Source organism: Shewanella sp. NKUCC06_TVS (assembly GCF_019345515.1).
In the GTDB taxonomy this organism is placed as follows: Bacteria; Pseudomonadota; Gammaproteobacteria; order Enterobacterales; family Shewanellaceae; genus Shewanella; species Shewanella oncorhynchi.
Map to the genome: position 1 here is coordinate 67016 of NZ_JAHKQX010000006.1, position 26335 is coordinate 93350.

Genomic DNA, 26335 nt, shown 5'->3' on the forward strand with positions numbered 1-26335 from the left:
ATTGAGTCTGAAGATTGCCTACATCAACTGCATTAGTCTTAGGCGGTGGCGGCGCTAGGGCCGCCTACCAAGTCGGCGTGCTAAAAGCACTGGTCCAGCTTTATCCACGCAATCATGGTATTCCCTTTAAAATTATTTGCGGAACCTCTGCGGGTGCCATCAATGGCACAGCTATCGCTACCCATGCCTCTTGCTTTCACCTTGGTGTCAGAAAACTCGAATGGGTTTGGCGTCATTTTGAAACCCGAAAAGTCTACCGAGCTTCGATCACAGGCGTGCTCAGCCATCTAACGAAAATGGCCCTCAAAGGCATGCAAGATGATAAGGTCAATACCGATGCAGGCAGTCTGCTCGATAATGATCCGCTAAGAGGCTTACTCAATGAGCTCATCGACTTTAAACGTATCGACCGTAATATCCGTAATGGCTCACTGACAGCGCTAAGTGTTGATGCCTCTTGTTATAATAACTCTCGCTCAGTGACCTTTTTCCAAGCTGCGAAAGAAATCGAAAACTGGACCCGTGCCCGTCGCAGTGGCGAACGTATCATGCTCAATACCGAGCACCTACTCGCCAGTTCGGCAATCCCTATGGTATTTCCATCCATTAAACTCAACCAAGCCTATTATGGTGATGGTTCAGTCCATCAGCTAGCACCGCTCTCAAGCCCTATTCATTTAGGCGCCGAAAAACTCTTAGTCATTAACTTAGAGAGCCCGCACAAGCACTTTCCTATGGAACTAGAATATCACCCAAAAACAGCGACCATAGCGGGTCATCTGCTCGATACCATCTTTTCAGATACCTTAAATAGCGACCTTGAGAGACTAGAAAGGATCAATAACACTTTAAGCCTGATCCCTGAGTCAAGCCGTAACAAACTCGCCTTGCATCCGATTAAAGCCCTAGTCATCAAACCTAGCGAAGATCTCAGCAAAATTGCTGCCCGCTTCTATGACGACATGCCATGGGCCGTCAAAACCTTACTCGGCTTCATTGGTATAGACAGGCAATCAGACTCAAGTATTGTGTCCTACCTACTCTTCGAAAAAACGTATACCAGCGCTTTAATCGACTTAGGCTATAAAGATGCCATGGAAAAAATCGATGAACTTAAAGATTTCTTTTGTTTAAAATAAGCTAACGACTTAATCAGTTTCTTCACTAAAAATCATGCCAAATGGATAGATATAGCTTGAATATTAGTACCGAAATTCAAACTTTCGCATGAGCAAGAAGATGGATTTAACATTGATAATTTTGTTTGCATCGCTTACTATGCTGTACTAGATTATCAAAAAATCATGCACATTTTTTCAAAAAGGGAATCACGATGAAAAAAACTTCACTAGCACTTATCGTTGCAATCACAGCATTCAGCTCTATGGCTGCAAATGCAGTTGAAGGCAAAGCAGCAGGCACTAACGCTGCAGCTAACAGCACTGGTTTAATCGTTGCAGGTTCTGTTGCTGCTGGTGCTGCGATTGCCGGTGCTGTTGCAATCTCTAACAGCTCTGATGGCAACCCAATCACGAGTACAGGTACTAACACTACCACTGGTACTGGCAACTAATCAGTCTGATATAGCTATCAAACAACCGCCTACTGGCGGTTGTTTTTTTTGTTTCTCTAGAGAGTAGGAATTGCTCCATTTCTTGAAATAAGACTCACCTCTCTCTACATTTGATATTTATGACTATTGAGAATAAGCAACTCGGATGCGTATAAATAAAAAACTACTATCACTACTCACAGCCTCCATTGCATTAATGGGAATTTCTGGCTGTAGTCAACGAATTAGCGCCCTCAACGATACGATGAAATTGGCTTTCGTTGGAGATAGCGATGTTAAGCTCACAACCGAGCAAGTGAAAGCTAATCCCTATGCCAGCATTTATGTCAAGATTGATGACACCCCCCAAGCATTTGTTGTTTTAGCCTTTGCGGAACCGAAACAAACTCTCACCCCAATCAGACCCGCACCGGAAGTAATTGAGCTAAAATGGCTCTCCGCGGATAACGCTATGTTAGTGACAGTGAACGGACGTTTAGTAAAAACTCAAAGTCTACTTACTGGCAATTTAGCCGCAATAGAAAGCTCTGAACCCGATCCTATTCTCTTAGGTTTGCATTTAAGCAGTACCCCTAAAACTTGGACTCGAACTATTGATTGGCAGCCAGGATACCATTATGGATATAAGATTAACTCGCAGTTTGCTTTTATTGCCGAGGAAGAGATACTCATCAACGATACGCCAACCCAAGCACTGCATTACAGTGAGCGAGTATCAGTGGAAGGCCTGAATATCCAGTATCAAAATGAATTTTGGTTAAAGCCAGATAATGGACACGTCATTAAAAGTCACCAGAAGATAGCACCAAATCTACCTTTTATTGATATCACTTTACTTAAGCCATTTGCATCCTAGTGGAACCATTATGAAATATTACATAGCGCCATTGGCACTTGTACTTAGTTCGGTATTAACGACAACTGTTCAGGCTGAAACTCAGCTATTCATCAGCACATCAATAAATCAAGATGCTCAGATTCAACTGAACTATCCTGCAGCAGTGCGTATTGAACAAATAGTGCAAGATGGATTAGTCCAACTTCCAAAATATAATAAGACCAATCAAAATGAAGTCGTGCCTATTTATTGGTTAGGTGCAGCATTACTCGATATTGAGAATACCGCCGTATTAGAGACTAAACGCCAGCAAGTCTTAACCCTGCTATCCAAAATGGGCGAAGCTAAAGACGACAGTGCTTACATCGCCAAGCTAGCTAAACTTGCACAATTCATTCGCAACTTAAAACTTGGACAACGTGTAATACAACCACTGGATGTTGATGTTATTCGAATTAATGATTCGTATAATGCGCTGATTAATGGTCGTTTTCTATTAGTTTTACCGCCTCGCCCAACAACCGTCACTGTACTTGGTGCAGTGGCTCAAACGGGGAGTTTTACATGGCAGAATCAACTAAGTAGCAAAGATTACCTCAAGCAAGCAGGCATACTAAATAATGCTGAAACTAGTTTTATATGGATAATTCAACCCGATGGACAGGCAATAAAACAACCTATCGCCTATTGGAACCATCAGACTCAGGATATTGCACCTGGGGCAACACTTTACGTTGAGTTTTCAAGCGGCTTTGGTGACGACACGAGTTTGAATGAAAACATGATTGAATTACTCAGGAATCGGGCTCTGTAATGAAAAACTCTCTCCATTCTTTAGGTCGTCTATCCGCACTATCTTTGGCACTTTTGCCACTATTACATGCGACTGCCGATGAATTTAGCTATCCCACACTCTTAGCCTCGCAATCAGATTTTGGCGGTGTTGGTTTAATGCAGATGCCAACGGGGCGTATGGCACCTGAAGGCGAGTTTAATTTTGCCACTAGCTATAACGACGAATACCAACACTTTACGGCCTCTGTACAACTTTTCCCTTGGTTTGAAACCACAGTTCGTTATACCCAAGTACAAGACTTACTCTATAGTAGCGACCCCAGTTTTAGTGGAAACACAAAATACACGGATAAGGGCATAGACTTTAAAGTCCGTCTACTTGAAGAAAGCAACTGGCTACCAGAAACCTCGATTGGTGTCCGTGATTTTGGTGGCACCGGATTATTCGATGGTGAGTTTATTGCAGCCACTAAACGAGTTGGGCCGTTAGATTTCACCTTAGGTATTGGCTGGGGATATATCGGTAATAGCGGCAACCTGACATCGGATAAAAAAGATCTCAACTATAACTGCGATCGAGATACGTCCTATGGTGGTAAAGGTGGCACAGTTGATTATCAACGTTGGTTTAAAGGTTGCGCGGCCCTCTTCGGCGGTGTCGAATATCAAACGCCTTGGGACCCACTACGCGTCAAAGTCGAATACGATGGTAACGACTACCAATCCGACTTTCCAGTTGTTCGCGGTGGTATTGCTATGCCACAGGACAGCAAATTTAACTATGGCCTATTATATCGGTTCGGAGACTGGGGAGATCTGCACTTAAGCTATGAGCGCGGAAACACTTGGACGCTTGGTTTTAGCCTACAAACGAATTTTAATGAGTTAACACAGATTAAACGCGATCCTGCTGCAGCGAAATATAAGCCAATTCCTGCGGCACCGTTAACACATGTGCAAACAACCAATACGCCATTAGATAGTGTTAATTCTTCAGAACAAACGCCTGCAATAGCCAGCGCCACCTTAGATAACACAACAGAAATCGCTGACGTTCATTTAATACAGCCACAAGAGGGCATGTTAGAAACAGCAATTAACTGGTCGAAAGTAGCACAGGATCTACAATCCATTGCGGGCTATAACAATCCTAAAATTTACCTTGACTCTGACAGCATCACTGTCGTTGGTGAGCAAACTAAGTTTCGAGATAGAAATGAAGCCCATCAAAGGGCGGCAACCATACTCGCCAACAATAGCGATCTAACTCGAATCAAAGAGTATCGCTTGATTGAAACTCACTATAGCCAACCAATTACCGAAACTCGTATTGATGCGGAAAAATTTGCGCAAGTAGTAAGTTTTGGCTATCTGAATGCGAAGATAACAGACGCAAGTCAAGTCAGTGTCCCTTCATTACCTCAAGGCCAACTAGTCACAAACTCAGACAAAAATTGGTTAGACAAGCTTGGCTTTGATATTTCACCAACTATGGTGCAATCCTTCGGTGGTTCGGAAGGCTTCTACATGTTTAATATCGGCGTTACAGGTAGTGCCAACTATCGATTTACCGATAACTTCGAATTTGGCGGTTCTCTCTACCTTAATTTATACGATAACTACGATAAATTTTTATATGACGTGCCACCAGACGGCACCAACTTAAAACGCGTAAGAACCTTAATCCGCCAATATGTTCACGATAACCCAGTGAGAGTTAATAACCTGCAACTCACTTGGATGGACAATCTTAGCGATAATATTTCCTATCAAGCCTATGGTGGCTATTTAGAGATGATGTATGGCGGTGTTGGTACTGAGTTCCTATATCGCCCACTTAATAGTCAATGGGCCTTTGGGTTCGATGTTAACTATGCTAAGCAGCGAGATCCCGATAGCATGTTTGGGTTCTTTAAGGATGAAAATCAATTTGACCCTCTCACCAATCGTGCTTATCGAGTTCAGACTGGCGTAGTGACTGGACATGCAACGGCTTATTATCAACCTGAGTGGTTTCCTAACACCTTACTCAGAGTCAGTGCAGGACAATATCTCACCGAAGATAAAGGCGTGACTGTTGATTTCTCTAAACAGTTTGATAGTGGTGTTATCGTCGGCGCATTTGCGACTAAAACTAATCTATCGGCAGATGAATACGGTGAGGGAAGCTTTACCAAGGGATTCTATATTTCAATCCCATTCGATCTAATGACGGTTAAGTCTACCCATAGTCGTGCTTTCCTATCATGGATGCCGTTGACCCGCGACGGCGGTCAAATGCTTGGCCGTAAGTACAACTTGTTCGATGTAACTGATGCACGTGCGCCTTGGTATACCAGACCCAGTGTTGACCCCATTAAATAATTAGTACGCAGTAAAACCTCAAAACGGGCAAGATAATTCTTGCCCGTTTTGTTTTCTGCCATTAGGACTAACTTACAATAGTAAAATCTGCACTACCAAATTAGCTCACTACTTTATTGGCGATTTAATCCCATGTGGCGATGAACGTAAGTACTGTGGCGGCGCTTTCACAGTTGCACCTAATATTGCTGCCGCATGCCAAGGCCAATGTGGGTCATAGAGCATAGTGCGAGCAAGTGCAATAGCATCAGCCTGCCCGTGTGCCAGAATCGTTTCCGCTTTATTGGCATCCGTAATTAATCCCACTGCAATCACAGGTGTGTTTACCTCAGCTTTAATGGCTTCGGCAAAAGGCACTTGAAAGTGTTCTGCAACAGGGATTTGTTGTAGCGGACTTAATCCACCTGTACTCACATGGATAAAATCACAGCCTCGGGCCTCTAATGCTTTTGCCAATACTAGGCTTTGGGTTAAATCCCAACCGCCATCAACCCAATCGGTTGCCGAAATCCGCACACCGAGTGCCATCTTAGGCGATATCACTGCTTTAATTGCATCGAACACGGCCAACAATAAACTCAAACGATTTTCTAAACTGCCACCATATTGGTCAATGCGTTGATTCGATAGTGGGGATAAAAATTGATGAAGTAAATAACCGTGAGCAGCATGAAGTTCAATCGCATCAAGCCCTAATCGTTCGGCACGTTGCGCCGAACTGACAAATGCCAATATAAGCTCATCAATTTCATCCAATGTCATCGCACTCGGTAATGCTGTACCTTCGTTAAAAGCCTGCGCGGAAGGCGCTATCGTCTGCCAACCATTATGTTCATCGGGTGCAATAGTGCCGCCACCTTCCCAAGGTTTTCGAGTTGATGCTTTACGCCCCGCATGGGCGAGTTGTATCGCCATTGGCATACTTGAATACTTGCGAATAGATTTGAGGGTTTTATCTAAAGCAGCCTCCGTTTTGTCATCCCATAGGCCTAAATCTGCATAGGAAATTCGGCCATTGGGCAGAACAGCGGTAGCCTCTAAAATGAGCATTCCCGCACCCGATAACGCCATGCTCCCTAAATGAATCGTATGCCAATCGGTTGCTTGGCCGTTTTCTGCCGAATACTGACACATAGGCGCGATGATAATGCGGTTAGCTAACTCGAGTTGACCTAAGGTTAAAGGCGAAAATAATAAACTCATTGTCATTCCTTTTAATACAAGCAGTGATTGGCTTTATGAGGGTGTACTGGCGATGCTATCTCTGGTGGATAAAATCGGTGCGGCAATTAATGGCCAATCAATGGCAAACTCAGCACAGTTCCAAGCTAAAACGCTTTCATCTTCAGGATCATAATATTGGGTACATTGATAAATAACATCAGCATAATCACTAAGAACATAAAAACCGTGCGCAAAGCCCGGTGGGATCCACATTTGCAGATGATTCTCTGCCGATAACACTCGCCCAACCCATTTTCCATAGGTGGCCGAGTCGGCCCGTATATCAACAGCAACATCAAAAATGCTCCCAGCACAGACCCGCACCAATTTACCTTGTGGCTTACGCTGTTGAAAATGCAATCCACGTAGTACATTGTATTGCGAACGACTCTGGTTTTCCTGCACAAATACGGGAGGCTCAAGTCCTCTTGCAGTAAAACAAGCATCAAAATAGGATTGCCTGAACGTTTCCTTAAAAAAACCACGCTCATCACCAAATACTTGGGGTTCAAACACCAATACTTCGGCTAATTCTGTTTCGCTATATTTCATCCAATACCTGCTTATAGAGTCATTCGCGAAACAGCGAAATAGTAGGGTATAAAAAGGATCAATATATCCCGAATCTCAGCTTGCATAAGAGTGACCAAAGGGTAATAAATCATTGGTTTATCATAAATGGGCAGTAATTGCTTACAGACAACCTGCGTCATAGGATAAAGACGCGAGCCAGTACCGCCCGCCAGTAAAATGCCTTTTCTCATTGAAATATTTAGGATTGATAAGCCATGTTGAAGTGCCAAGATTGTAGCATACAAAATGTCGCGAGCAGGAAGAACGGATAACAGGACTGTTGGCTGTTAATGCAGGAAAAACAACGCAACAGAATAATAAACCGCAAAAGCTAAATACCATTTTGTCTCAGTAAGATTTCAATTCGTCTTTTACTTAATAAACATATAAGAAGACGCTAACCTATCTCAACCCTTACTACTTTCAGGGATCAGCATCTCAATACGTAACCCCTGATTAGGCGCAGAGAAGAGTGACACATTACCATTCAGTTTTTGTGTGATCAGATTATAAATAATCGACATCCCCAAACCTGTTCCACCACTCTGCCTTGCGGTAGTAAAAAAGGGCTCGAATGCTTTGGCTTTCACTTCATCAGACATACCTACGCCATTATCTTCATAAATCATCTTGATCTGCGAAGCCATTTTTTCAACTACTATCACAATTTGCTTATCACCGACAAAATCATCGGGAAAAGCATGGCGAAAACTGTTCGCGACTAAGTTAGTGAAAATTTGTGCGATCGCACCGGGGTAAGAATCAATAAAAATATTATCGTCAAGTTCAACTTTTAAAGTAATATTTTTCTTACGCATCAAGGGTTTTAATGAACTAAATATTTGAAAAATATAATTCTTCAGATTAAAGCGCTCGCGTTCCAGTATCGATTGGTCTGCAGCAGTACGCTTGAAGTTATGCACCAGTTCTGCAGCGCGGGAAAGGTTACGCTCAATTAAGCATAAACCATCCTGCATTGTATTGATAAAGCAGACAAATTTATCCTCATCAAGCTCGTTTTTCTCAAAGAGTCCTTTCAATAGGGATAACTCATCCAAACAATGGGTCACGGATGTGACAGCTATGCCAAGGGGGGTGTTCACTTCATGGGCAACACCGGCGACTAAGCTGCCTAAGGCCGCCATTTTTTCATTTTCAATTAAGTGCTTTTGGGTTGATTTTAAAGTCGATAATGCCGTTTCAAGCTCTGCGGTGCGCAGCTCAACTTGATGCTCAAGATCGGTATTAATGAGCTTGAGCTGTTGCTGATATTCAATGATCTCTTTAGCACTCATGGCTCGGCCAAAAAGGTCGGCCAGTGCCGAGGCAAAGGCCTTCTCATCCCGAGTCCATTCCCTCGCCTCGCCCTGATGTTCAGAACAAATAATCCCCACCATTTTTCCGTGGTGGCGAATAGGACTATCCAACAAAGAGCTGATCTGATTCGGTTTCAGATAGGTTTCGACAAATTCTTTAGTGGCGGGATCCGTTTGCGCCTTATTGGCGACAATTGTGCGCTCATTGTCGAGCAAGCTAAAGTAATGGGGAAACTGCGCGCGAGTGAGCACTAACGCTTCTTGTGGCTGTTGATTGTCGAGTGAATAATAACAAGTGATGCTCTGATTATCCGGACTCAACAACCAAATGCCCGCCCGAGAGATCTGTAATCCCTTACAAATTGAGCTCACGATAAGTTGTGATGCTTGAATGAGATCACCCTCATCAATAACCTGAGACTTACTGACATCAAATAAAATTCGATCAAGCATTCGGGTCATAGCGGCTCGTCCGGAATATGAATATGTAGGGAGGCAAACACATCTAACAAATCAAGGCTGGCTTCACATAACATGGGATCAAACTGTTTACCCGATTGCGCTAAGATGTACTCGCGCACCGCCCCAACAGACCAAGCCTCTTTGTAACTTCGCTTGGAAAGCAAAGCATCAATTACATCAACAATCGCCATCAGGCGGCCTTCAATAGGAATTTCTTCCTGCGATAGCCCACGGGGATAACCTTGCCCATCCCAACGTTCATGATGAGTATAAGCAATTCTAGCGCCCATTTTGGCAATGATACGATTTGAGCCAACCAACAAGTTATAACCCTTCTCTGCGTGGGTTTGCATAATCGCCCATTCCTCGGCATCGAGTTTACCGGGCTTATGCAAAATACTCTCAGGGATACCGATTTTGCCTACATCATGAAGAGGCGCCGCATAACGAATGGTTTCGATAAAGTCTGCCTTCATACCAATGGCAATCGCGAGCATTTCTGTCATGCGCGCTACACGGCGCACATGGGCTCCCGTCTCCTTACTGCGCTGCTCAATGGCATCTCCAATGATTAAAATTAGCTCCCTTTGTGTCTGCTGCACATTTTCGCGACCCGATAAGTTCTCAAAGGTTAAGCTCACATTTGCCGCAAATAGCTCAAGAATGCTGACTTGAAAATCCGTTAACTTAGTGTTGTGTTGTAAATAGAGAATACTGGTGACATGGCCACTAAGCTCATAAAATCCAACATAAATATTGTCACGGATCAGCGAGGTTTTTAGCGCTATCGCTTCAATAATATGTTCCCGCACATCCCCTGGCAGAGTCTCAACGCTGCCACCTTCAAAGTAACTGATCATATCTCCCGTGGCGGCCAGCAGATTCATTTGAGTATCGAGGTAAAGGTCTTGATGATAACTCGTGAGATAAAGAGCCGAGCTTTCAAGATTGAGCAGCTGCAAGGTCTGTTCGAGCACTGCACTACCAAAGTTATGCAATGTATGGCTCTTAAGTACAGAGGTGGAAGCAGCAATCACTTTTTCCATCCCCTTTTGGCTTTGCTCGATAATTTTTATATCGCGATAGGAGCGCAATGACGTGTACACACAAGACTTAAGCCGAGCCGCGGTGAGCTCTGTTTTAGCTTTATAATCGTTAATGTCAAAATCCCGAATAACTTGCTCTTCAGGTGCTTGCCCCGGCTGACCCGTACGTAAAATGATGCGGGTACTGTGGTTATTTAATTCAGTGCGAATTTTTTGGACTAGCTCTAAGCCTGCATGATCGGTTTCCATGACGACATCAATAAAGGCCAAGGCAATATCTGATTCAGTTTGAAATAATGTTAAACCTTCAGCAGCGCTGTAACAGGAGTAGAACTGCAAGACTCGATTATCTAAGGTCAGATTTTTTAACGCAAATCGAGTGACATCATGGATCCCAGGTTCATCATCAATAATAGCCACCTTCCAAATGCCTTGTTTAGGCTTATGGGATGTATCTTCGATAACATCAGCACTTTTCTTAAATAACGCCACAAAACCACCGTTTACGATGAATAGTTACGTTTTAGTATAGATTCAATCTTAAAAGTGACTAGTTTCAAAGGATAAATTATCATCCCATTAATTACAGCTTAGGACTAACAACTAACATACTGGCCACTTAAAACCCACACAAAAACAACTTAAGCTATTGTTATAAAAATAGAAATAGCAAAAGTTAGCCTAACCCAGTCTTGGCGGGTATGATGAGTGCACGTAATGCATAATTCCCAAAATTTCTATTGGAGCTACTATGAAAAAATCACTATGTTACATCGCGCTGCTGGCTTTATTCACCACGGCTTGCTCAGAAGCCCCAAAAGAAGAAACGGCAGTCAATACAGCCCAAGCTCAAACAGAAGCGGCAAAATCCGTCCCAGTAGGTGATACCAGCCAGAACTCGCTCGATTGGGCAGGTAGTTATGAAGGTGTATTGCCTTGCGCCAGTTGTGAAGGAATGCAAACCCTAATCACTTTGCAAGCTGATAATAGCTTTGTTCAAGAAACAGTTTATTTAGGTAAAGATGAAAAGATTTTAAAACTGATGGGTAAAGTGACATGGGACGAACTGGGCCAGAAAATCACTCTAGAAGATGGTACACAATATTTGGTCGGTGAAAATCAGTTGATCATGTTAGACACTGAAGGCAAACGGATCACCGGCGAACTTGCTGCAAATTATGTGTTGAAAAAGAAAGGTCTATAAAAGCAGAGCTGGCAGCTAGCACTCAGCTGCGGTATTAGATTATGAATAACGGCGGCTTTGTACTTAACGTAAGAGCAAAGCCTCCGTACCGTTATCCATAAGTCACACAGAAATGTTCTGCAATCGCAAAGCCATGCTTTAGAAGTTGTTAAGCTAAGAAAGGCGAATCAAACCTTCTTAACCAATAAAGAGGTGATTTTGAATAACAGCATACAACTGATCCGCTATCAAGATTGCCCATCAACGCCATGGAAAAATGGTGGTGGAAGCACAAAACAGCTACTCATTTCCCCCATCAATGCCGAACTTACTGAATTTGATTATCGGATCAGCATTGCAAGTATTAGCAGCAACGGACCTTTTTCATCATTTATTGGCATAGACAGGCAACTGGTCATTCTGAAAGGTGATGGTGTTGAACTCAGCATCAATAGTCATGAAAGGACAAAACAGATAAATGGCCTTGGAGCTGGAGAAAAGATATCAGGAAATACAAATACAACTGAATATAAGCGACTCACGCCAGCTGATAGCCCATTCTGCTTTGCTGGTGAAACCTCAATAACAAGTCAATTATTAGGCAGTGATGTTATTGATTTCAATGTCATGACCAAACGCGGCGCATTTAAAGCGCATACGCAAAGGCTTAGCTTTGATGACATATTTATCGAAGAACAGATTGCAACCTCAAACAACTATCCAAATGAACTGCAAAAAACTGAAGCATACGTCCCTATCGTCCAAATACTTTGCTGCTTAGATACCGTGACATGGGAGCACAATGGCCAGGCTATCAAGATCATGCCCTATGATGTTCTCGTTTTCCAACAAGGGGATGGTATAAGGTGAAAATCAACAAGACCAAGTAGACTGCTTAAAGTGTCTATTACTGCCTGTCCCCTATAACAGTATTTACAGGTTAAGCTCCAATATTACTCAATTTGACGCGTTAAAATACCGAGCCACTATCCACTCGACAGTTTTTCTGAGCCCAGAATCGAAGGACTCTAATGGTTGCCAACCAAGTTCTCGCTGGATCTTGCTCGCATCAATAGCATAACGCACATCATGCCCAGGTCTGTAACGTCGTTTGTTTAATCAGCATACGGACCAAGGCAGAACCGATAAAGCCGGCTCCCCCCCGTAATAAGTATTCGCATATCACCTATCCCACAAGTAAAAGGTTAGAAAAACAAAAAGCCGAATCTAATAAATTCGGCCATCATAAAAGCGTGTACATCTATATTAGCTCTAGCAAAGTTAACTCACTTTGTAGTAAGTACGATACCAATCTACGACACTCTGAACGCCTTCTCGAACACTAACTTTAGCTTTATAGCCAGTTGCAGTGAACAGGTCCGCCGTATCAGCATAGGTTTTATAAACATCACCGGCCTGCATTTCCCTAAAATTTTTAATAGCTTCCCTACCTAATGCCCGTTCAATCTCTTGGATAAAATCCATCAAATTAATCGGGCTTCCATGGCCGATATTATACACTTTATAAGGGGCAGAGCTGCCAGCGGGCGTGCCGGTTTCAACCTTCCAAAGTTCATTACGCCTAGGTATCACATCTGCGATACGCACAACCCCTTCAACAATATCGTCAACATGGGTAAAATCACGCCACATATCACCGTTATTATTTATATCAATTGGTTGACCTTCTAGTATTTTCTTAGTGAAAATAAAGGGCGCCATATCAGGTCGCCCCCAAGGGCCATACACAGTAAAAAATCGCAAGCCAGTGGTAGGCATATTGTATAAGTGCGAATAACTATGTGCCATCAGCTCATTAGACTTTTTGGTCGCCGCATATAAGGATACAGGATGATCAACAGAATCAGAGGTTGAAAATGGCGTTTTTTCATTTAGGCCGTAAACAGAACTGGATGAAGCATAAATCAAATGCTGTACTTTTGTATGTCGGCACCCTTCTAAAATATTAAGATGACCCACTAAGTTACTATCCGCATAGGCCATTGGATTTTCAATTGAATAACGAACACCAGCCTGCGCCGCTAAATGTATAACCCGATCAAAACGTTCATTAATAAATAAACGCGAAACAAGGTCACGGTCCGCTATATCCAACTTAATAAATGTAAATGAAGTATCACTGACGATAAGTGCTAACCGAGCTAATTTCAGAGAAACATCATAATAGTCATTTAAGTTATCAATACCAGTAACAGAGTGGCCGCAACTCAGCAACCTTTCACAAACCTTCGCTCCAATAAAACCTGCAGCACCTGTCACTAAATATTTCATTTTTACATCCTAAATTCAGCACTTAACTCAACAAAATTAATCGCTACCGAATAAATCACGGGTGTAAACTTTGCCAACAACATCCGCAAGCTCTTTAGCCATGCGATTCGACACAATAACATCAGCCATAACTTTAAATTCAGCTAGATCTGTCACCACACGGGAGTGGTAAAATTCAGCCTCTTTTAATACAGGTTCATAAACAATGACTTCTATGCCCTTAGCCTTTAAGCGCTTCATGATCCCTTGAATACTTGAAGCTCGGAAGTTATCAGAACCCGACTTCATGATAAGACGATAAATACCTACTGTTCGAGGATTACGGCTTAGAATTGAATCAGCAATAAAGTCTTTACGCGTCGTATTAGAATCCACAATCGCGCCAATAATGCTGTTAGGTACATCGGCATAATTAGCCCGTAATTGTTTTGTATCTTTAGGTAAACAATAACCACCATAACCAAAAGAGGGGTTATTGTAATGGTCGCCGATACGCGGATCCAAACACACTCCCTCAATAATTTGCTTCGAATTTAAGCCATGAGTCTCTGCATAAGTATCAAGTTCGTTAAAATAAGCGACTCGCATCGCAAGGTAGGTATTTGAAAATAATTTTACCGCTTCAGCTTCAGTCGAATCGGTAAATAATACTTGAATATCCTTCTTTATAGCACCTTGCACTAATAAATCGGCAAAGACTTTAGCACGTTCACTACGTTCACCAACGATGATCCGTGATGGGTATAAATTATCATAGAGCGCTTTACCCTCTCGCAAAAATTCTGGCGAAAAGATAATATTTTCACAATTATATTTATCTTTAACTTTAGCAGTAAAGCCCACTGGCACAGTGGATTTAATCACCATTACCGCATTAGGGTTGATCGCTAATACATCTTGGATCACTGCCTCAACAGAGGATGTATTAAAGTAATTGGTTTTAGGATCATAATCAGTCGGCGTCGCAATAATAACAAACTCTGCATTTTTATAAGCTAACTGCTTATCTAAAGTGGCAGTTAAATTAAGTTCGTAATGAGCTAAAAAATTTTCAATTTCATGATCGACAATAGGTGATTGTTTGTGATTAACTAGCTTAACTTTTTCAGCAATAATATCAACAGCAACTACTTCGTTATGTTGCGCCAAAAGCACTGCATTTGATAAACCTACATAACCCGTACCTGCAATAGCGACTTTCATTTTATTTCCTATATTTTATAAAACCATTTACAGCATACCAACTAAAATACCAAGCGCTTTGCAGTAAATTTAACCCAACCACATCGCGATATAAACGCCATTGATAACGTGCGGCATTAAGCTTATTTTGAGACATACCACTATCAGTACGGTAGTGTGCTAGCACCACAGGAATACCATGAGCTTCACCACAAAGCTTCAGCAACTTAAGCCACAATCCCATATCTTGCCGCTTACGAATAAGTGGCATAGTTTGGCGGCCAAGCTTTTCGGCGTTAAACATCACAGTGAGGCAGCCGATCACACAGCCATAGAGCAGTTGGTTATGGGTTGTGCACATAGGAGGGATGATTTCTCCACCCATTCCCGCTTCTGAGAATTTTTGGTAGGCAGTATAAGTAAATAGAGCGCCTGTTTGCTCCATATAGGCTACTTGGATGTTGAGTTTATTGGGGAGCCATAAGTCATCTGCATCTAAAAAAGCAATGTACTTGCCTATGGAGCGTTGAATAGACTGGTTGCGCGAAAAACCAGCACCAGAGTTAACAGGGTTAATTTCAATGCTGATACGAGAATCACTAAAAGCTAATTGTCTTACTAATTCAACAGTGTTATCAGTGGAACAATCGTCAGTGATTAGTAATTCCCAATATGGATAATCTTGCTTTTGCACGCTCTCAATACTGCTAACAATAGTGGATGCAGAATTATAAGAAGGCATAACTATTGAAACTTTTGCTTCGCACATTATTTATTTACCAAACTATCAATAGCATTAGATATAAAAATCAGTCCATAACCAGCACGCCAAGCTATTGGAAACTTTTTAACCACAAATAACATAAAAATAAGCCCCCCTACTTTGGGGTAAACTCTACTGAACATTGCTCTCTTTGCATTTACTTTTTGTTGAGTGGAAAAAAAGTCAACCCCGGATGTGATAGGTGGGTGTGTGCAAATCTCAATTGGATAACGCTTTACTAAAAGTCGATTATCAAGACAATCTGACAGAAAAATCATTTCTTCCCCAGAAGGGTATTGCGAACCTAAACCGAATAACTCATCAAATTTTAAATGAGCTTTTAAAATTGAGCTCCTTTTTACACAAATATCAATTGATGATGGATTTGCAATATTAAATTTATTATGCCAAAAAGTCCTCTTATGCCGTAATGTAGAATTACCATTAGTATATCTATGGTAGTAAGTTGCAACATCAACATCATCTTCTTTAACTCTACTCAAGAGAGTATATATATCAACAATTGAAAATGTAACATCATCATCCATGATCATAACATAGTCACCATCAGCATGCTCTAAAGCAACATTCCGACTAACCGAAAGTCCTTTTTCCATTAATGGAACATAAATAACATCTGATCTATTAATCAAACTTTCCAAATAAGTAGATGAAACTTCATCCGGTTCTTGATGAACAATAACATATTGTACACCTTCATAAGGTAATAAACTCATTTTTTCAATACGATTAGATATTGTCGATACTGCAATTGATAACAAATACACTTTATAATCACCTTATACAATAATCATGATTATCGCTAAATCTTGTACCTTTCAAAATATATATACTCAAAGCAAGAAAAATCCACATTGGTGATATATATATCGAACTAGTAGTAAAATAAACCAAAGATATAGTAATAAAAACAAGTCTATATTTATCTATAAAAACCATCAGGATTATAGGTAACAAATAAAGACTTCCAAGCAATAAGCCTGTTGATAAATAAATCTCAATAAATCCATTCTGATTTGAAACTGTACCTAATGATGACTTTCCATGGTAAAAATATTCCTTTATAGCCTCAATTGTATTGCCAACACCAGCGCCCATTGGCAAATTGCTAATAACATTAACCGCTTTAAAATATGAACCAAATATTCTAGCATTAGCAGAACCATCACTCCCATCAATAATAGTCAATATCCGAACAATTAATGGGTTGTCATAAAAAGCTATAAAAACGCCCATAATCAAAATAAAAAAAACAATGCCAATAAGTAAACGTATTTTTTTTGAACTCACGGATAGAAAACATAAAATTAAAAATGATAGTATACCAGCAATAGAAAAGGTTAACATAAAACCTATTCCAACTAAAATCAGCTCCCAGAAATTTAAATATTTAACCTTGCTATATCGTTCAAAGGCTACTAATATACCAAATAAATAGACATTGAACCATCCATACCACGATGGTTCTTCAAAAAGACCACCAAAGCGCATATACAAAGTATAATCATATATATTAAGCCACTCATGTCTATTGCTTTGTTCTCCGTGAGCAACTATGTTAAACAAGTCATGGTATCCCATATTAAACATAATAAAGAAAACCAATTGAATAATCGGACAAAATAACAAAAACCATTTAATTCCATATGCTACATCAATTCTATCAGACCATCTTTTTAACCACAAAGGCAAAAACGATATTGCTAAAATTAAAAGACAATTTCTAAATGAGGATAATATAAAACTCTCAGTATTAAAAAATTGTTGTTCCTTTATAAAAATAACAGATATAATTGACAAGGCAAACCAAACCCAATACAGAGCCAGAACATAATCAAAATATAAACGCTTATATTTAAAAAATGAAACTAATATAAAAGCAATGACAGCATAATCAGATAATGGAATTCCAAAACGTATAGAATATAAAGATAAAAACAAGATGAAGACAAATGAAACATGCCTTTTATAAAAATCAAAAAAAGAATCCAATTTAAACATGCCTCAGTCAATTAATACAACTACCATTTCTGTTTATATAAACAACCTAAGCCTTCTAAGCAAACCTAATGGAGACATTATCTTTAATGCTTTAGTAAAAAATGATTTTCTATTTTTAAATATGTGCAAAATTATCAAATTATTAAAGTAAGACATTTTTACATCAACGAAAATAAGATATTTTTTTATAGGTCCGGTCAATAAACTATACTTAACGACACAACGTCTAACTTCATTGTTTAAATTTATATTAATTGCATTCTTAAATGATAAAGAAATACTTTCAGAAACTCTATATTTAACAACCAGACATTTCATCAAATATAACTTATACCCAGAACTAGTTAGCTTAAGCCATAATGGATAATCATCTAAATTTTTAAACTGTAGATCTGCATAACCGATACTCTTTAGAGACTTCTTACTTATAAAGCTAGCTGGTGCATGAGGCACATTTCCAATTAACAAAGCTTCAAATTGTTTTTTTGCATCTAAATTAAAAAATTTTTCTCCATAAGAGTCTTTCGTAGGATATAATTTAGCATCATCTATGGGGAATTTTTTTACCAAACCAAAAACACAGTCTATACCCTCTTGCTTGCATATAAATGCAACGAGATCATCTAAGGCATTAATTGTTAATAGATCATCCCCAGCAATAGTCTTTATCCACTCGGATGTAGCGGCTTTCCAAACTATATTGCAGTTCTTAGATATGCCACCGTTAACTTCATTGGCAAAAAACTTCACATCGTTAAATTTAATTTTGTATTGTGCTAGCCAGTCGTTAATTACTTGTACAGTATTATCTTTCGAGCCATCATCAGAGATAATCAATTCGATATTTTCTGGGCCATAAGTTTGGTTAACAATACTATCAAGCGTTTCCAGTACTGTAGCAGCGGAGTGATAGGTAATAACTGCTACCGTGACGATTTGTTTATTATGTTTTTTGACCGTATTAGTGTTCATTTACATCTCATTTCAAATCAAAAAAAGCCAAGCCCTGCCCAGCTTTCACAATCACATTGGCGGGGATATCTTGCGAAATAATGCTACCGGCACCAATAACGCTGTTATCACCAATGCTTACACCTTGCAAAATGATCACGTTAGCGCCGATAAAAACATTACGGCCAATGTTGACGGGTTTACATTGGTAATCGCTGCTTAGGCGCTTCGCTGGGTGCAGTGAGTGGAAATTACTATCAAAGCAGATAAAGTTGGGGCCAATTAATGTATCATCACCTATTGTTATGCTTGTTTTATCCGCGATGATGTTCGCATTATTATTAATAAAAACACGTTCGCCTATATCAATTTTTGCCGTTGAATGTCTTGCCTCAAGATAAAACTCTCCACGATAGAGATTAGGCGATGGATAACAACCTAATATACAACCTTTATTTAAAAGGAATCTACCTTTCCCTTGAATATTTAATGATTGAGCCACCCTCACTTTACCACTACAAACAACACCCGGCAACAGACCGAATTTATATGAAAAATTAAAAAATAGATTCCGTAGTTTAATGGTGATTATTGGGCGAATTTTTTTGCATTTACGTAGATAGTTATAAAACATAGTGAGTAATTGACCAAATAAGCAATAGTTGCGCCTTTTAACCCCATATTAGCAACAAATAAATAGGTTAAGGCGACAAATGAGAAAGAGAAAACTATTTCAGTGCACATAAACCATTTAGTAGCACCACGGGATAACATAGGATAAGCATATAACCAGCTAGCAATTTTAATCACATCTCCGGTTAGTTGAATTGCAAATAATTCGCGCGCGCTGCGAAACTCTTCCGTAAACAACAGTGATATAGCAACATCCCGCAATAAATATACGCCAAGTGCCATAACAGAGACTATAGGAATAATTACACGTGCAGTTTTATTAATTTCACTAACAATCGTTTCCACGCCTTTTAACGATGACAAGCGTGGCAAATAATAAGTACCTAGCGCCATGGTGATCACGCTAAGATAGACTTCAGATATTTTCCAGACTGCTTGCCATTGGCCTGTGGCCACCCAGCCCACTTGGTCAATTAAGATATTACGCACTAAGATCAGCGACACAGGAACTGTTAAGGCGGTAGTGGCTGCCATCAGCATATAACTGCCAATCGCTTTGCGTGATTTGCTATCGGTTTTTCCCCACCAATAACGCAATTTAAACCAAGGTTGGCGTAAATTTGCGGCCAACATAACCACACCAATTAAAGCCGACTGCACCGCAGCGGCTAGTAATGCACCTTGAATATTGTACAAGGCGATCATGGACAACATAACACTGCCCGAGATCAGCGCTGAAAGCATACCAAGGCCCACATAGCGACGGTAAAGTTGCTGGCCGTTAATTACTGAATTACATAAAGTACCTATTGCTGCTAATGGCAATACAAATACAGTAGCCATCACCACCCATGCCAATGCCGCATCGTTAAATAACCAGTTAGCAATATGTTCAGCCAATAATAAACCGCTAGGAATGGCGATGGCCGAAATGATCAGCACCCATTGTAGCGATGCCCGCCACCATGGGGCACAAGCTGCATATCCTTGATCTTTATGTTCGGCGGTAAAGCGGACAATACCACTGCCCACAGGCGCATTGATTAAACCGTTTAAACAGCCAACCATACTTTGTACTTGACCCAGCATAGCCAGTCCCGTTGGGCCTGTATATATGGCAACCACTTTAGCAATTACAAAACCCATCGCCATTTTAAGCAGGGTTAATAACCCTGTCATCGCGGTTACTTTTAGCAAACGCTTCATGCATTAAAACCGTTTAGCACTGCTATTACTTGATTAGTTACTTCATCGCTCATAGTCGGATCTAAAGGAATAGATAAAACCTGTTGGTGAATAACTTCAGTTAGGGGCAAGTATTGCGACTGAAATTCACTATACGCTTGCTGTTTATGTGGAGGTATTGGGTAATGAATTAGCGTTTGAACGCCCTCATTAGCTAAATATTGCTGCAATACTTCGCGTTGATCACAACGCACCACAAACAGATGCCATACATGGGCTAATTCATCGGTTACTTGTGGCAAGATAATCTGCGGATTAGTAATACCTGCGCGATATTTTTGGGAAATTTGTTGACGGCGGGTGGTTTCAGCTTCTAGATAAGGCAGTTTTACTCGCAGCATAGCAGCTTGTATTTCGTCCAAACGGCTATTAACACCTTGATATAAATTTTCATATTTTTTATGGGAGCCATAATTACGAAGTGCCTTAAGAGTTTGTGCTAGATCATCGTCATTGGTAGTAATAGCACCGGCATCCCCAAGTGCACCAAGGTTTTTACCAGGATAGAAGCTAAATCCTGCCGCATGTCCCCAATTACCCGCACGTTTACCATTAATTTCTGCACCATGAGATTGCGCACAATCTTCTAATACTAGTAAATTAAACTCTTCGGCAATCGCCATAATTTCTAGCATTGGTGAAATTTGGCCATATAGATGCACAGGCAAAATAGCTTTAGTTTTAGGAGTTATAGCTGCACGGACAATTTCAGGATCTAAGTTGAATGTTACGGGATTAGGCTCTACCAAAATCGGAACAAAACCATTTTCGGTGATAGCTAATACAGAGGCAATATAGGTATTAGCTTGCACTATGATTTCATCTCCGGCTTTTAATTTACCTAACTCCTTCCAAGCTCTGAGTACTAAAATTAAAGCATCTAAGCCATTAGCAACACCAATCGCATGTTTAGTACCACAATAAGCAGCGAATTCGGCTTCAAATTGAGCAAGTTCATTGCCCATAATATACCAACCAGAATCAATTACTCGAGCACACGCATCCTTTAGCTCTTGCTGATGTTGTGTATTAATAGATTTTAAATCAAGGAAATTTATCATTTTACCTTACCAATAAGAATATAAATTTAAAACTATGAGCTATACATACCACCATTGACTTCGATATTAGCTGCAGTTGTATAAGCAGCTAAATCTGAAACCAAATAGCATACGGCAGCAGCGACTTCATCAACATGAGCTAAACGTCCGGTTGGAATAGTTTGCTTTATTTTATCTAAAATTTCAGGTTTTATTGCACTAACCATACTGGTTTCTGTATAACCTGGTGATATAGTATTGACCGTAACACCATATCTAGCACCTTCAAGTGCCAATGCTTTTGTAAATCCTTGGATACCCGCTTTTGCAGCACAATAATTGACTTGACCTATCTGCCCCTTATTTGCATTAATGGACGAAATATTAACAATCCTCCCAAACCCTTTCTCTTTCATTTTAATAAATATGGGTTGAGTTAAATTAAATAATGATAACAGATTTACATTGATAACATCCTTCCACGCTTCACTGGTCATTTTATGGAACATTGCATCTTTTGTTATACCTGCATTATTTATTAGAATATCAGGATAAGCATTCTCTTCATCCAATTCAGTCAATAATTGATGACAACTCTTGGCACAGGTAACATCAAGTTTTTTAAAAATAACATTATCCTTTTTACAGTTTGGCTCTGTAGTATTATAGGTCGCAACAACAAAGCAACCGCTATTGCTGAGAGAATTAACTATTGCAGCACCAATACCTTTTGTACCACCCGTAACTAATGCAACTCTCATAATACCAGTGCCTTAAATCTTTCAAAACTGTCAGCAACATCTTTTTTATTTATAGTGAAATAAAAATTATTACTATCCTCAGCTATGCATTTAGCTCCAAATTTCTCATGAAAACTAATAACTTTACAATTTTCTTTCATTACTTCAAAATGTGAATTATTTAAATTTAAGTGTCTAAAACCAAACTCATAAACTAATAATGCACTTTCTATAGCAGCATATCTTGTTTTTTTCTCATTAAGGATCCAACTCCCCCAGCAGAACGAATCTTCTCTTAAATCATAGACCCTAACGGTACCACATGCCGTCCCATCCAACTTCTCTATTATAAAATAAAATTGTTTACCCCCAACTTCATCCTTTTTATATTCAGTGATCCAGTCCCTCTGTGCATCCAGATCAGCACTAACTTTAGATAAAAACTGATTATAATTATCATCAAGCCTAAGACTTAAAATAAACGCAGCATCACTTTCTTCTACTAATCTAATTCTAATTGACTTTGATACTAACATTTTGAAGCCTCTTCTAGAAAATTTGAATAATCACGAATATAATCTGATTCATCATAGATATCACTTGCAAGCACTAACAATATACAATCGTCAGAGAAGTCATACATTTCATGCCATTGTAATGTATCAATTAGAAGACCCTGTTTACATGAATCCAGTATTATATCTTGCTTTGCAACTCCATCATCCATCAAAAAACGACAAGAACCAACTAAGCATATAGCGACTTGCTTAAGTGCTTTATGAGCATGAAAACCTCGTGCAGTTCCTTTAGCTGTACCATAAATGTAGTAAACCCGTTTAATATCAAATGGAATATGTCTATTTGCTTCTAGTGCAATCAATGCTCCACGAGTATCACCAAGTTCAGGAAAATCAATTAAAGTAACCAGGCTCATTTTACATCCTTTTATCTTTTAGCAAATCAAGCAAATATTGACCGTAACTATTTTTAGCCATTGCACTTGCAATCTTTAATATGTGTTCCTCATTCAACCACGTATTTCGCCATGCTATTTCTTCTAAGCAGGCGATTTTATAGCCCTGCCTTTTCTCAATCGTTTCAACAAACATTGCCGCTTCTAAAAGACTTTCATATGTTCCTGTATCAAGCCAAGCAAAGCCGCGGCCTAAGACTTCAACATTTAACTGACCGATTTCCAGATAAGCTTGATTAATACTAGTAATTTCTAATTCGCCACGCGATGAAGGCTTAACATTCCTTGCAATATTCACAACTCGATTATCGTAAAAATATAAGCCTGTCACTGCAAAATTAGATTTGGGTTTTATGGGTTTTTCTTCAATACTAATGGCCTTTTGATTTTGATCAAATTCAACCACGCCAAAACGCTCAGGATCTTTCACTTGATAACCAAATACTGTTGCTCCAGTTGATCTTGCAGCAGCTTTTTTAAGTATGGGTGAAAAACCTTGCCCCCAAAAAATATTATCCCCAAGGGCTAAACACACACTATCGCTGCCAATAAACTCTTCACCAATAATAAATGCTTGTGCTAAACCATCAGGGCTTTGCTGCACGGCATATTGCAGATTTATGCCAAAATCACTGCCATCACCAAGTAGACGTTGAAATGAAGATTGGTCCTCAGGCGTAGTGATAATTAAAATATCCCGTATCCCTGCCAGCATTAGTACAGAAATGGGATAATAAATCATGGGTTTATCGTAGACAGGTAATAGCTGTTTCGAAACCCCTTTAGTAATCGGGTACAAACGAGTACCAGAACCGCCAGCGAGAATAATTCCTTTCATATTAAAATCAGTTCCTAGATAAAGAGATCCTAGGTTTAAAGAAAAACTAGGACATAAAACAAAATAATAAAAGAGATTAAATGCCTAAACGCTCTCGCTGATAGCTACCATCTTGGACATGCTGACACCACTCTTGATTCGTTAAATACCATTCAATGGTTTTACGAAGGCCGGTTTCGAAGGTCTCTTCTGGTTGCCAGTTAAGCTCATTACTCATTTTCGTAGCATCTATGGCATAGCGTCGATCATGGCCGGGTCTGTCTGTGACATAAGTTATTTGCTCAGCGTAAGGAGTATCTTTAGGCATTAAAACATCTAAAATACTGCAGATGGCCTGTACCACTTCAAAATTCTGCTTTTCGTTATGACCGCCAATATTATAGGTTTCACCGACTTTGCCACTTGTAACAACTTTATAGAGTGCACGAGCATGGTCTTCTACATATAGCCAATCACGGATCTGATCACCTTTGCCATAAATAGGTAATGGCTTTCCTTCTAGTGCATTAAGGATCACTAGCGGGATCAGCTTTTCAGGGAAGTGATAAGGACCATAGTTGTTGGAGCAATTAGTCACTATGGTAGGTAAGCCATAGGTACGTAACCATGCACGAACTAAGTGATCACTTGATGCTTTAGAAGCTGAATACGGACTGCTAGGAGCATAAGGTGTTGTTTCAATGAATAATGGTAACTCTTTATTCGCTGAAGGCTCCGTACCATCTTCAATATCATCAGGATGCGGTAAATCGCCATAAACCTCATCAGTGGAAATATGATGGAAGCGAAAGGCATTTTTTGCTTGGTCAGATAAACTACTCCAATAAGCACGTGTAGCTTCAAGCAGAGTATAAGTACCAACGATGTTGGTTTGAATAAAATCTGATGGACCAGTAATTGAACGGTCGACATGAGACTCTGCCGCTAAATGCATAACTGCATCAGGTTGATACTGTGCAAATACTCTATCTAGTTCTGCTCTGTCACAAATATCAACTTGCTCGAACGCGTATCTTTCATTTTTGTCTACGCTTACAAGTGACTCAAGATTGCCTGCATACGTCAGTTTATCTACGTTAATCACATAATCTTGGGTGTTGCCAATAATATGGCGAACTACTGCAGAGCCAATAAAACCTGCACCACCAGTAACTAAAATATTCATTAAATCTGACCTACATAATTATAAATAAGAGCTAGAGCTATCTACCCATACCAAATAACACAACTTTCACCGTTTTTAGTAAAATTTTAATATCCAACAGTGAGCTATGATGCTTAATATAATAAATATCATATTTATGTTTCCAAACAGCATCCTCAACTGATGCACCATAAGGATAACTGACTTGGGCTAACCCTGTAACTCCTGGCTTAACCGCATGGCGAAAACGATAATAAGGTATTTCCTTTTCAAGCTCATCAATAAATACTTCCCGCTCTGGTCTTGGCCCTACTATTGACATTTCCCCCCTAAGAATATTGATTATCTGAGGTAATTCATCAATACGGGTTTTGCGAATAAAGTTACCCACTTTAGTTACTCGAACATCATTTTGCGTTGCCCATTGTGCTCCAGCTTTTTCAGCATCACTGCGCATAGAGCGGAATTTTATCACCTCAAACTCATCATTATATTGCCCAGTACGCCGTTGCTTATAAAACACAGGCCCTGGACTTTCTAATTTAATTGCTAAAGCAGTAATCAAGCCAATCGGTATAGCGATGGAGCAGAGCAAAAAGGCTGCAAATAAGTCTATTACACGTTTAGCTAGTTGGGTGCGTTTAGTCGATAAAATGGAAAATGCTTTTTGGTGCAAAAAATAACCACTATGAAGTAAGCGTACTTCAGTATAACCCAACCTCTCATCCAGATAACTGACCAAAGGTTCAACCCAAGCTCCTAATTCAGTAGCCTTAACCAAGAATTGCCTTTGCTCTTTGGTTAAACGCGCACTTTCAAAATGGCAAATCACTTTGCAACTTAAATCAGTAATGCTGTAATCATTAACGACCATATCGAATGAGTAATCATCAATAATCTCACCTATCTCTAACTCCCTATCTTTTGGGCAATAGACATAAATTACCTCCTGAGTTAGTACCTGTCGTTTTGACTTAAAACGTTTAATTACTGTTTTAATTGGTTGAAACTCTTCGGCATCTACTATTTCATTTACTCGTAAATTCATACAAAGACCTAATTTGTTAACCATTAGGATGGCCTATGGCATGCAGAGCACAGCTATATGACTTTAAAATCAAATGCGGAAACCCTACGT

26 protein-coding genes and 2 pseudogenes are annotated in these 26335 nt (G+C 39.9%); 7 read left to right on the forward strand and 21 right to left on the reverse strand.

The window, feature by feature from the left end; genetic code table 11:
- Positions 1–14 precede the first annotated feature (14 nt).
- The 5 genes from KO531_RS08440 (at position 15) to KO531_RS08460 (ending at position 5570) form a co-directional block, all read left to right on the forward strand.
- Positions 15–1139: a patatin-like phospholipase family protein gene (locus KO531_RS08440; RefSeq protein ID WP_028761134.1), complete on the forward strand. Its 1125-nt coding sequence runs from the start codon at positions 15–17 to the stop codon at positions 1137–1139.
- 194 nt (positions 1140–1333) lie between these two features.
- Complete coding sequence (locus KO531_RS08445; protein WP_131523124.1) at positions 1334–1573, forward strand: hypothetical protein; 240 nt, start codon at positions 1334–1336, stop codon at positions 1571–1573.
- Between the two features lie 145 nt (positions 1574–1718).
- Positions 1719–2429, forward strand: coding sequence for a YjbF family lipoprotein (locus KO531_RS08450; RefSeq protein ID WP_219250904.1), 711 nt, complete (start codon positions 1719–1721; stop codon positions 2427–2429).
- Positions 2430–2439: 10 nt separating this feature from the next.
- Positions 2440–3225, forward strand: a complete 786-nt coding sequence (locus tag KO531_RS08455) for a capsule biosynthesis GfcC family protein (protein WP_219250905.1) — start codon at positions 2440–2442, stop codon at positions 3223–3225.
- Complete coding sequence (locus tag KO531_RS08460; RefSeq protein WP_219250906.1) at positions 3225–5570, forward strand: YjbH domain-containing protein; 2346 nt, start codon at positions 3225–3227, stop codon at positions 5568–5570. The genes KO531_RS08455 and KO531_RS08460 overlap by 1 nt, the downstream gene beginning before the upstream one ends.
- 108 nt (positions 5571–5678) lie before the next feature.
- On the opposite strand, the gene KO531_RS08465 is transcribed toward KO531_RS08460, so the two are convergent.
- The 5 genes and pseudogenes from KO531_RS08465 to KO531_RS08485 form a co-directional block, all read right to left on the reverse strand.
- A complete protein-coding gene (locus tag KO531_RS08465; RefSeq protein WP_219250907.1) occupies positions 5679–6773 on the reverse strand; it encodes an NADH:flavin oxidoreductase/NADH oxidase in 1095 nt (364 codons plus the stop codon).
- A 33-nt stretch (positions 6774–6806) separates the two neighbouring features.
- Positions 6807–7346, reverse strand: a complete 540-nt coding sequence (gene rfbC, locus KO531_RS08470) for a dTDP-4-dehydrorhamnose 3,5-epimerase (RefSeq protein ID WP_219250909.1) — start codon at positions 7344–7346, stop codon at positions 6807–6809.
- A gap of 53 nt (positions 7347–7399) precedes the next feature.
- Positions 7400–7558: pseudogene (locus KO531_RS08475) on the reverse strand (sugar phosphate nucleotidyltransferase); the annotation flags it as partial.
- A gap of 216 nt (positions 7559–7774) precedes the next feature.
- Positions 7775–9145: a GAF domain-containing sensor histidine kinase gene (locus KO531_RS08480; protein WP_219250910.1), complete on the reverse strand. Its 1371-nt coding sequence runs from the start codon at positions 9143–9145 to the stop codon at positions 7775–7777.
- Positions 9142–10683, reverse strand: coding sequence for a DUF3369 domain-containing protein (locus KO531_RS08485; protein WP_219250911.1), 1542 nt, complete (start codon positions 10681–10683; stop codon positions 9142–9144). Before KO531_RS08485 ends, KO531_RS08480 begins: the two co-directional genes overlap by 4 nt.
- A gap of 259 nt (positions 10684–10942) precedes the next feature.
- On the opposite strand from KO531_RS08485, the gene KO531_RS08490 reads away from it, so the two are divergent.
- Complete coding sequence (locus tag KO531_RS08490; protein WP_113940966.1) at positions 10943–11395, forward strand: copper resistance protein NlpE; 453 nt, start codon at positions 10943–10945, stop codon at positions 11393–11395.
- A gap of 198 nt (positions 11396–11593) precedes the next feature.
- Positions 11594–12244, forward strand: a complete 651-nt coding sequence (locus KO531_RS08495; RefSeq protein WP_251068896.1) for a HutD family protein — start codon at positions 11594–11596, stop codon at positions 12242–12244.
- Positions 12245–12331: 87 nt separating this feature from the next.
- Here the strand turns inward: KO531_RS08495 and KO531_RS08500 are convergent.
- The 16 genes and pseudogenes from KO531_RS08500 to KO531_RS08575 form a co-directional block, all read right to left on the reverse strand.
- Positions 12332–12475: pseudogene (locus KO531_RS08500) on the reverse strand (GDP-mannose 4,6-dehydratase); the annotation flags it as partial.
- A 180-nt stretch (positions 12476–12655) separates the two neighbouring features.
- Positions 12656–13666 (reverse strand): NAD-dependent epimerase, encoded by a 1011-nt coding sequence (locus KO531_RS08505; RefSeq protein WP_219250912.1) that lies wholly within the window; start codon positions 13664–13666, stop codon positions 12656–12658.
- A 36-nt stretch (positions 13667–13702) separates the two neighbouring features.
- Positions 13703–14869: a nucleotide sugar dehydrogenase gene (locus tag KO531_RS08510; RefSeq protein WP_219250913.1), complete on the reverse strand. Its 1167-nt coding sequence runs from the start codon at positions 14867–14869 to the stop codon at positions 13703–13705.
- A 1-nt stretch (position 14870) separates the two neighbouring features.
- Entirely contained in the window at positions 14871–15617 is a 747-nt protein-coding gene (locus KO531_RS08515) for a glycosyltransferase family 2 protein (protein WP_219250914.1), read from the reverse strand.
- The gene (locus KO531_RS08520; protein ID WP_219250915.1) at positions 15617–16399 is read right to left on the reverse strand and encodes a glycosyltransferase; all 783 of its coding nucleotides are present in this window, start codon (positions 16397–16399) and stop codon (positions 15617–15619) included. The genes KO531_RS08515 and KO531_RS08520 overlap by 1 nt, the downstream gene beginning before the upstream one ends.
- A 7-nt stretch (positions 16400–16406) precedes the next feature.
- Positions 16407–17633: a hypothetical protein gene (locus tag KO531_RS08525; protein WP_219250916.1), complete on the reverse strand. Its 1227-nt coding sequence runs from the start codon at positions 17631–17633 to the stop codon at positions 16407–16409.
- Positions 17634–17666: 33 nt separating this feature from the next.
- On the reverse strand, positions 17667–18605 hold the full coding sequence (locus KO531_RS08530; RefSeq protein WP_219250917.1) for a glycosyltransferase family 2 protein: 939 nt from the start codon (positions 18603–18605) through the stop codon (positions 17667–17669).
- A 7-nt stretch (positions 18606–18612) separates the two neighbouring features.
- Positions 18613–19086: a DapH/DapD/GlmU-related protein gene (locus tag KO531_RS08535; protein WP_346345243.1), complete on the reverse strand. Its 474-nt coding sequence runs from the start codon at positions 19084–19086 to the stop codon at positions 18613–18615.
- Between the two features lie 86 nt (positions 19087–19172).
- A complete protein-coding gene (locus KO531_RS08540) occupies positions 19173–20423 on the reverse strand; it encodes an O-antigen translocase (RefSeq protein ID WP_219250919.1) in 1251 nt (416 codons plus the stop codon).
- Positions 20420–21523 carry a DegT/DnrJ/EryC1/StrS family aminotransferase gene (locus tag KO531_RS08545; protein ID WP_219250920.1) on the reverse strand — a complete coding sequence of 368 codons (1104 nt, stop codon included), beginning with the start codon at positions 21521–21523 and terminating at the stop codon, positions 20420–20422. The genes KO531_RS08540 and KO531_RS08545 overlap by 4 nt, the downstream gene beginning before the upstream one ends.
- 32 nt (positions 21524–21555) lie before the next feature.
- Entirely contained in the window at positions 21556–22263 is a 708-nt protein-coding gene (gene phbB / locus KO531_RS08550; protein WP_219250921.1) for an acetoacetyl-CoA reductase, read from the reverse strand.
- Positions 22260–22778, reverse strand: a complete 519-nt coding sequence (locus tag KO531_RS08555; protein ID WP_219250922.1) for a GNAT family N-acetyltransferase — start codon at positions 22776–22778, stop codon at positions 22260–22262. The genes phbB and KO531_RS08555 overlap by 4 nt, the downstream gene beginning before the upstream one ends.
- Complete coding sequence (locus tag KO531_RS08560) at positions 22772–23176, reverse strand: FdtA/QdtA family cupin domain-containing protein (RefSeq protein ID WP_219250923.1); 405 nt, start codon at positions 23174–23176, stop codon at positions 22772–22774. The genes KO531_RS08555 and KO531_RS08560 overlap by 7 nt, the downstream gene beginning before the upstream one ends.
- A gap of 1 nt (position 23177) precedes the next feature.
- Positions 23178–24053 carry a glucose-1-phosphate thymidylyltransferase RfbA gene (gene rfbA, locus KO531_RS08565; RefSeq protein ID WP_219250924.1) on the reverse strand — a complete coding sequence of 292 codons (876 nt, stop codon included), beginning with the start codon at positions 24051–24053 and terminating at the stop codon, positions 23178–23180.
- Between the two features lie 76 nt (positions 24054–24129).
- Complete coding sequence (gene rfbB / locus KO531_RS08570; protein WP_219250925.1) at positions 24130–25218, reverse strand: dTDP-glucose 4,6-dehydratase; 1089 nt, start codon at positions 25216–25218, stop codon at positions 24130–24132.
- A gap of 37 nt (positions 25219–25255) precedes the next feature.
- A complete protein-coding gene (locus KO531_RS08575; RefSeq protein WP_219250926.1) occupies positions 25256–26245 on the reverse strand; it encodes an exopolysaccharide biosynthesis polyprenyl glycosylphosphotransferase in 990 nt (329 codons plus the stop codon).
- Between the last annotated feature and the right edge of the window lie 90 nt (positions 26246–26335).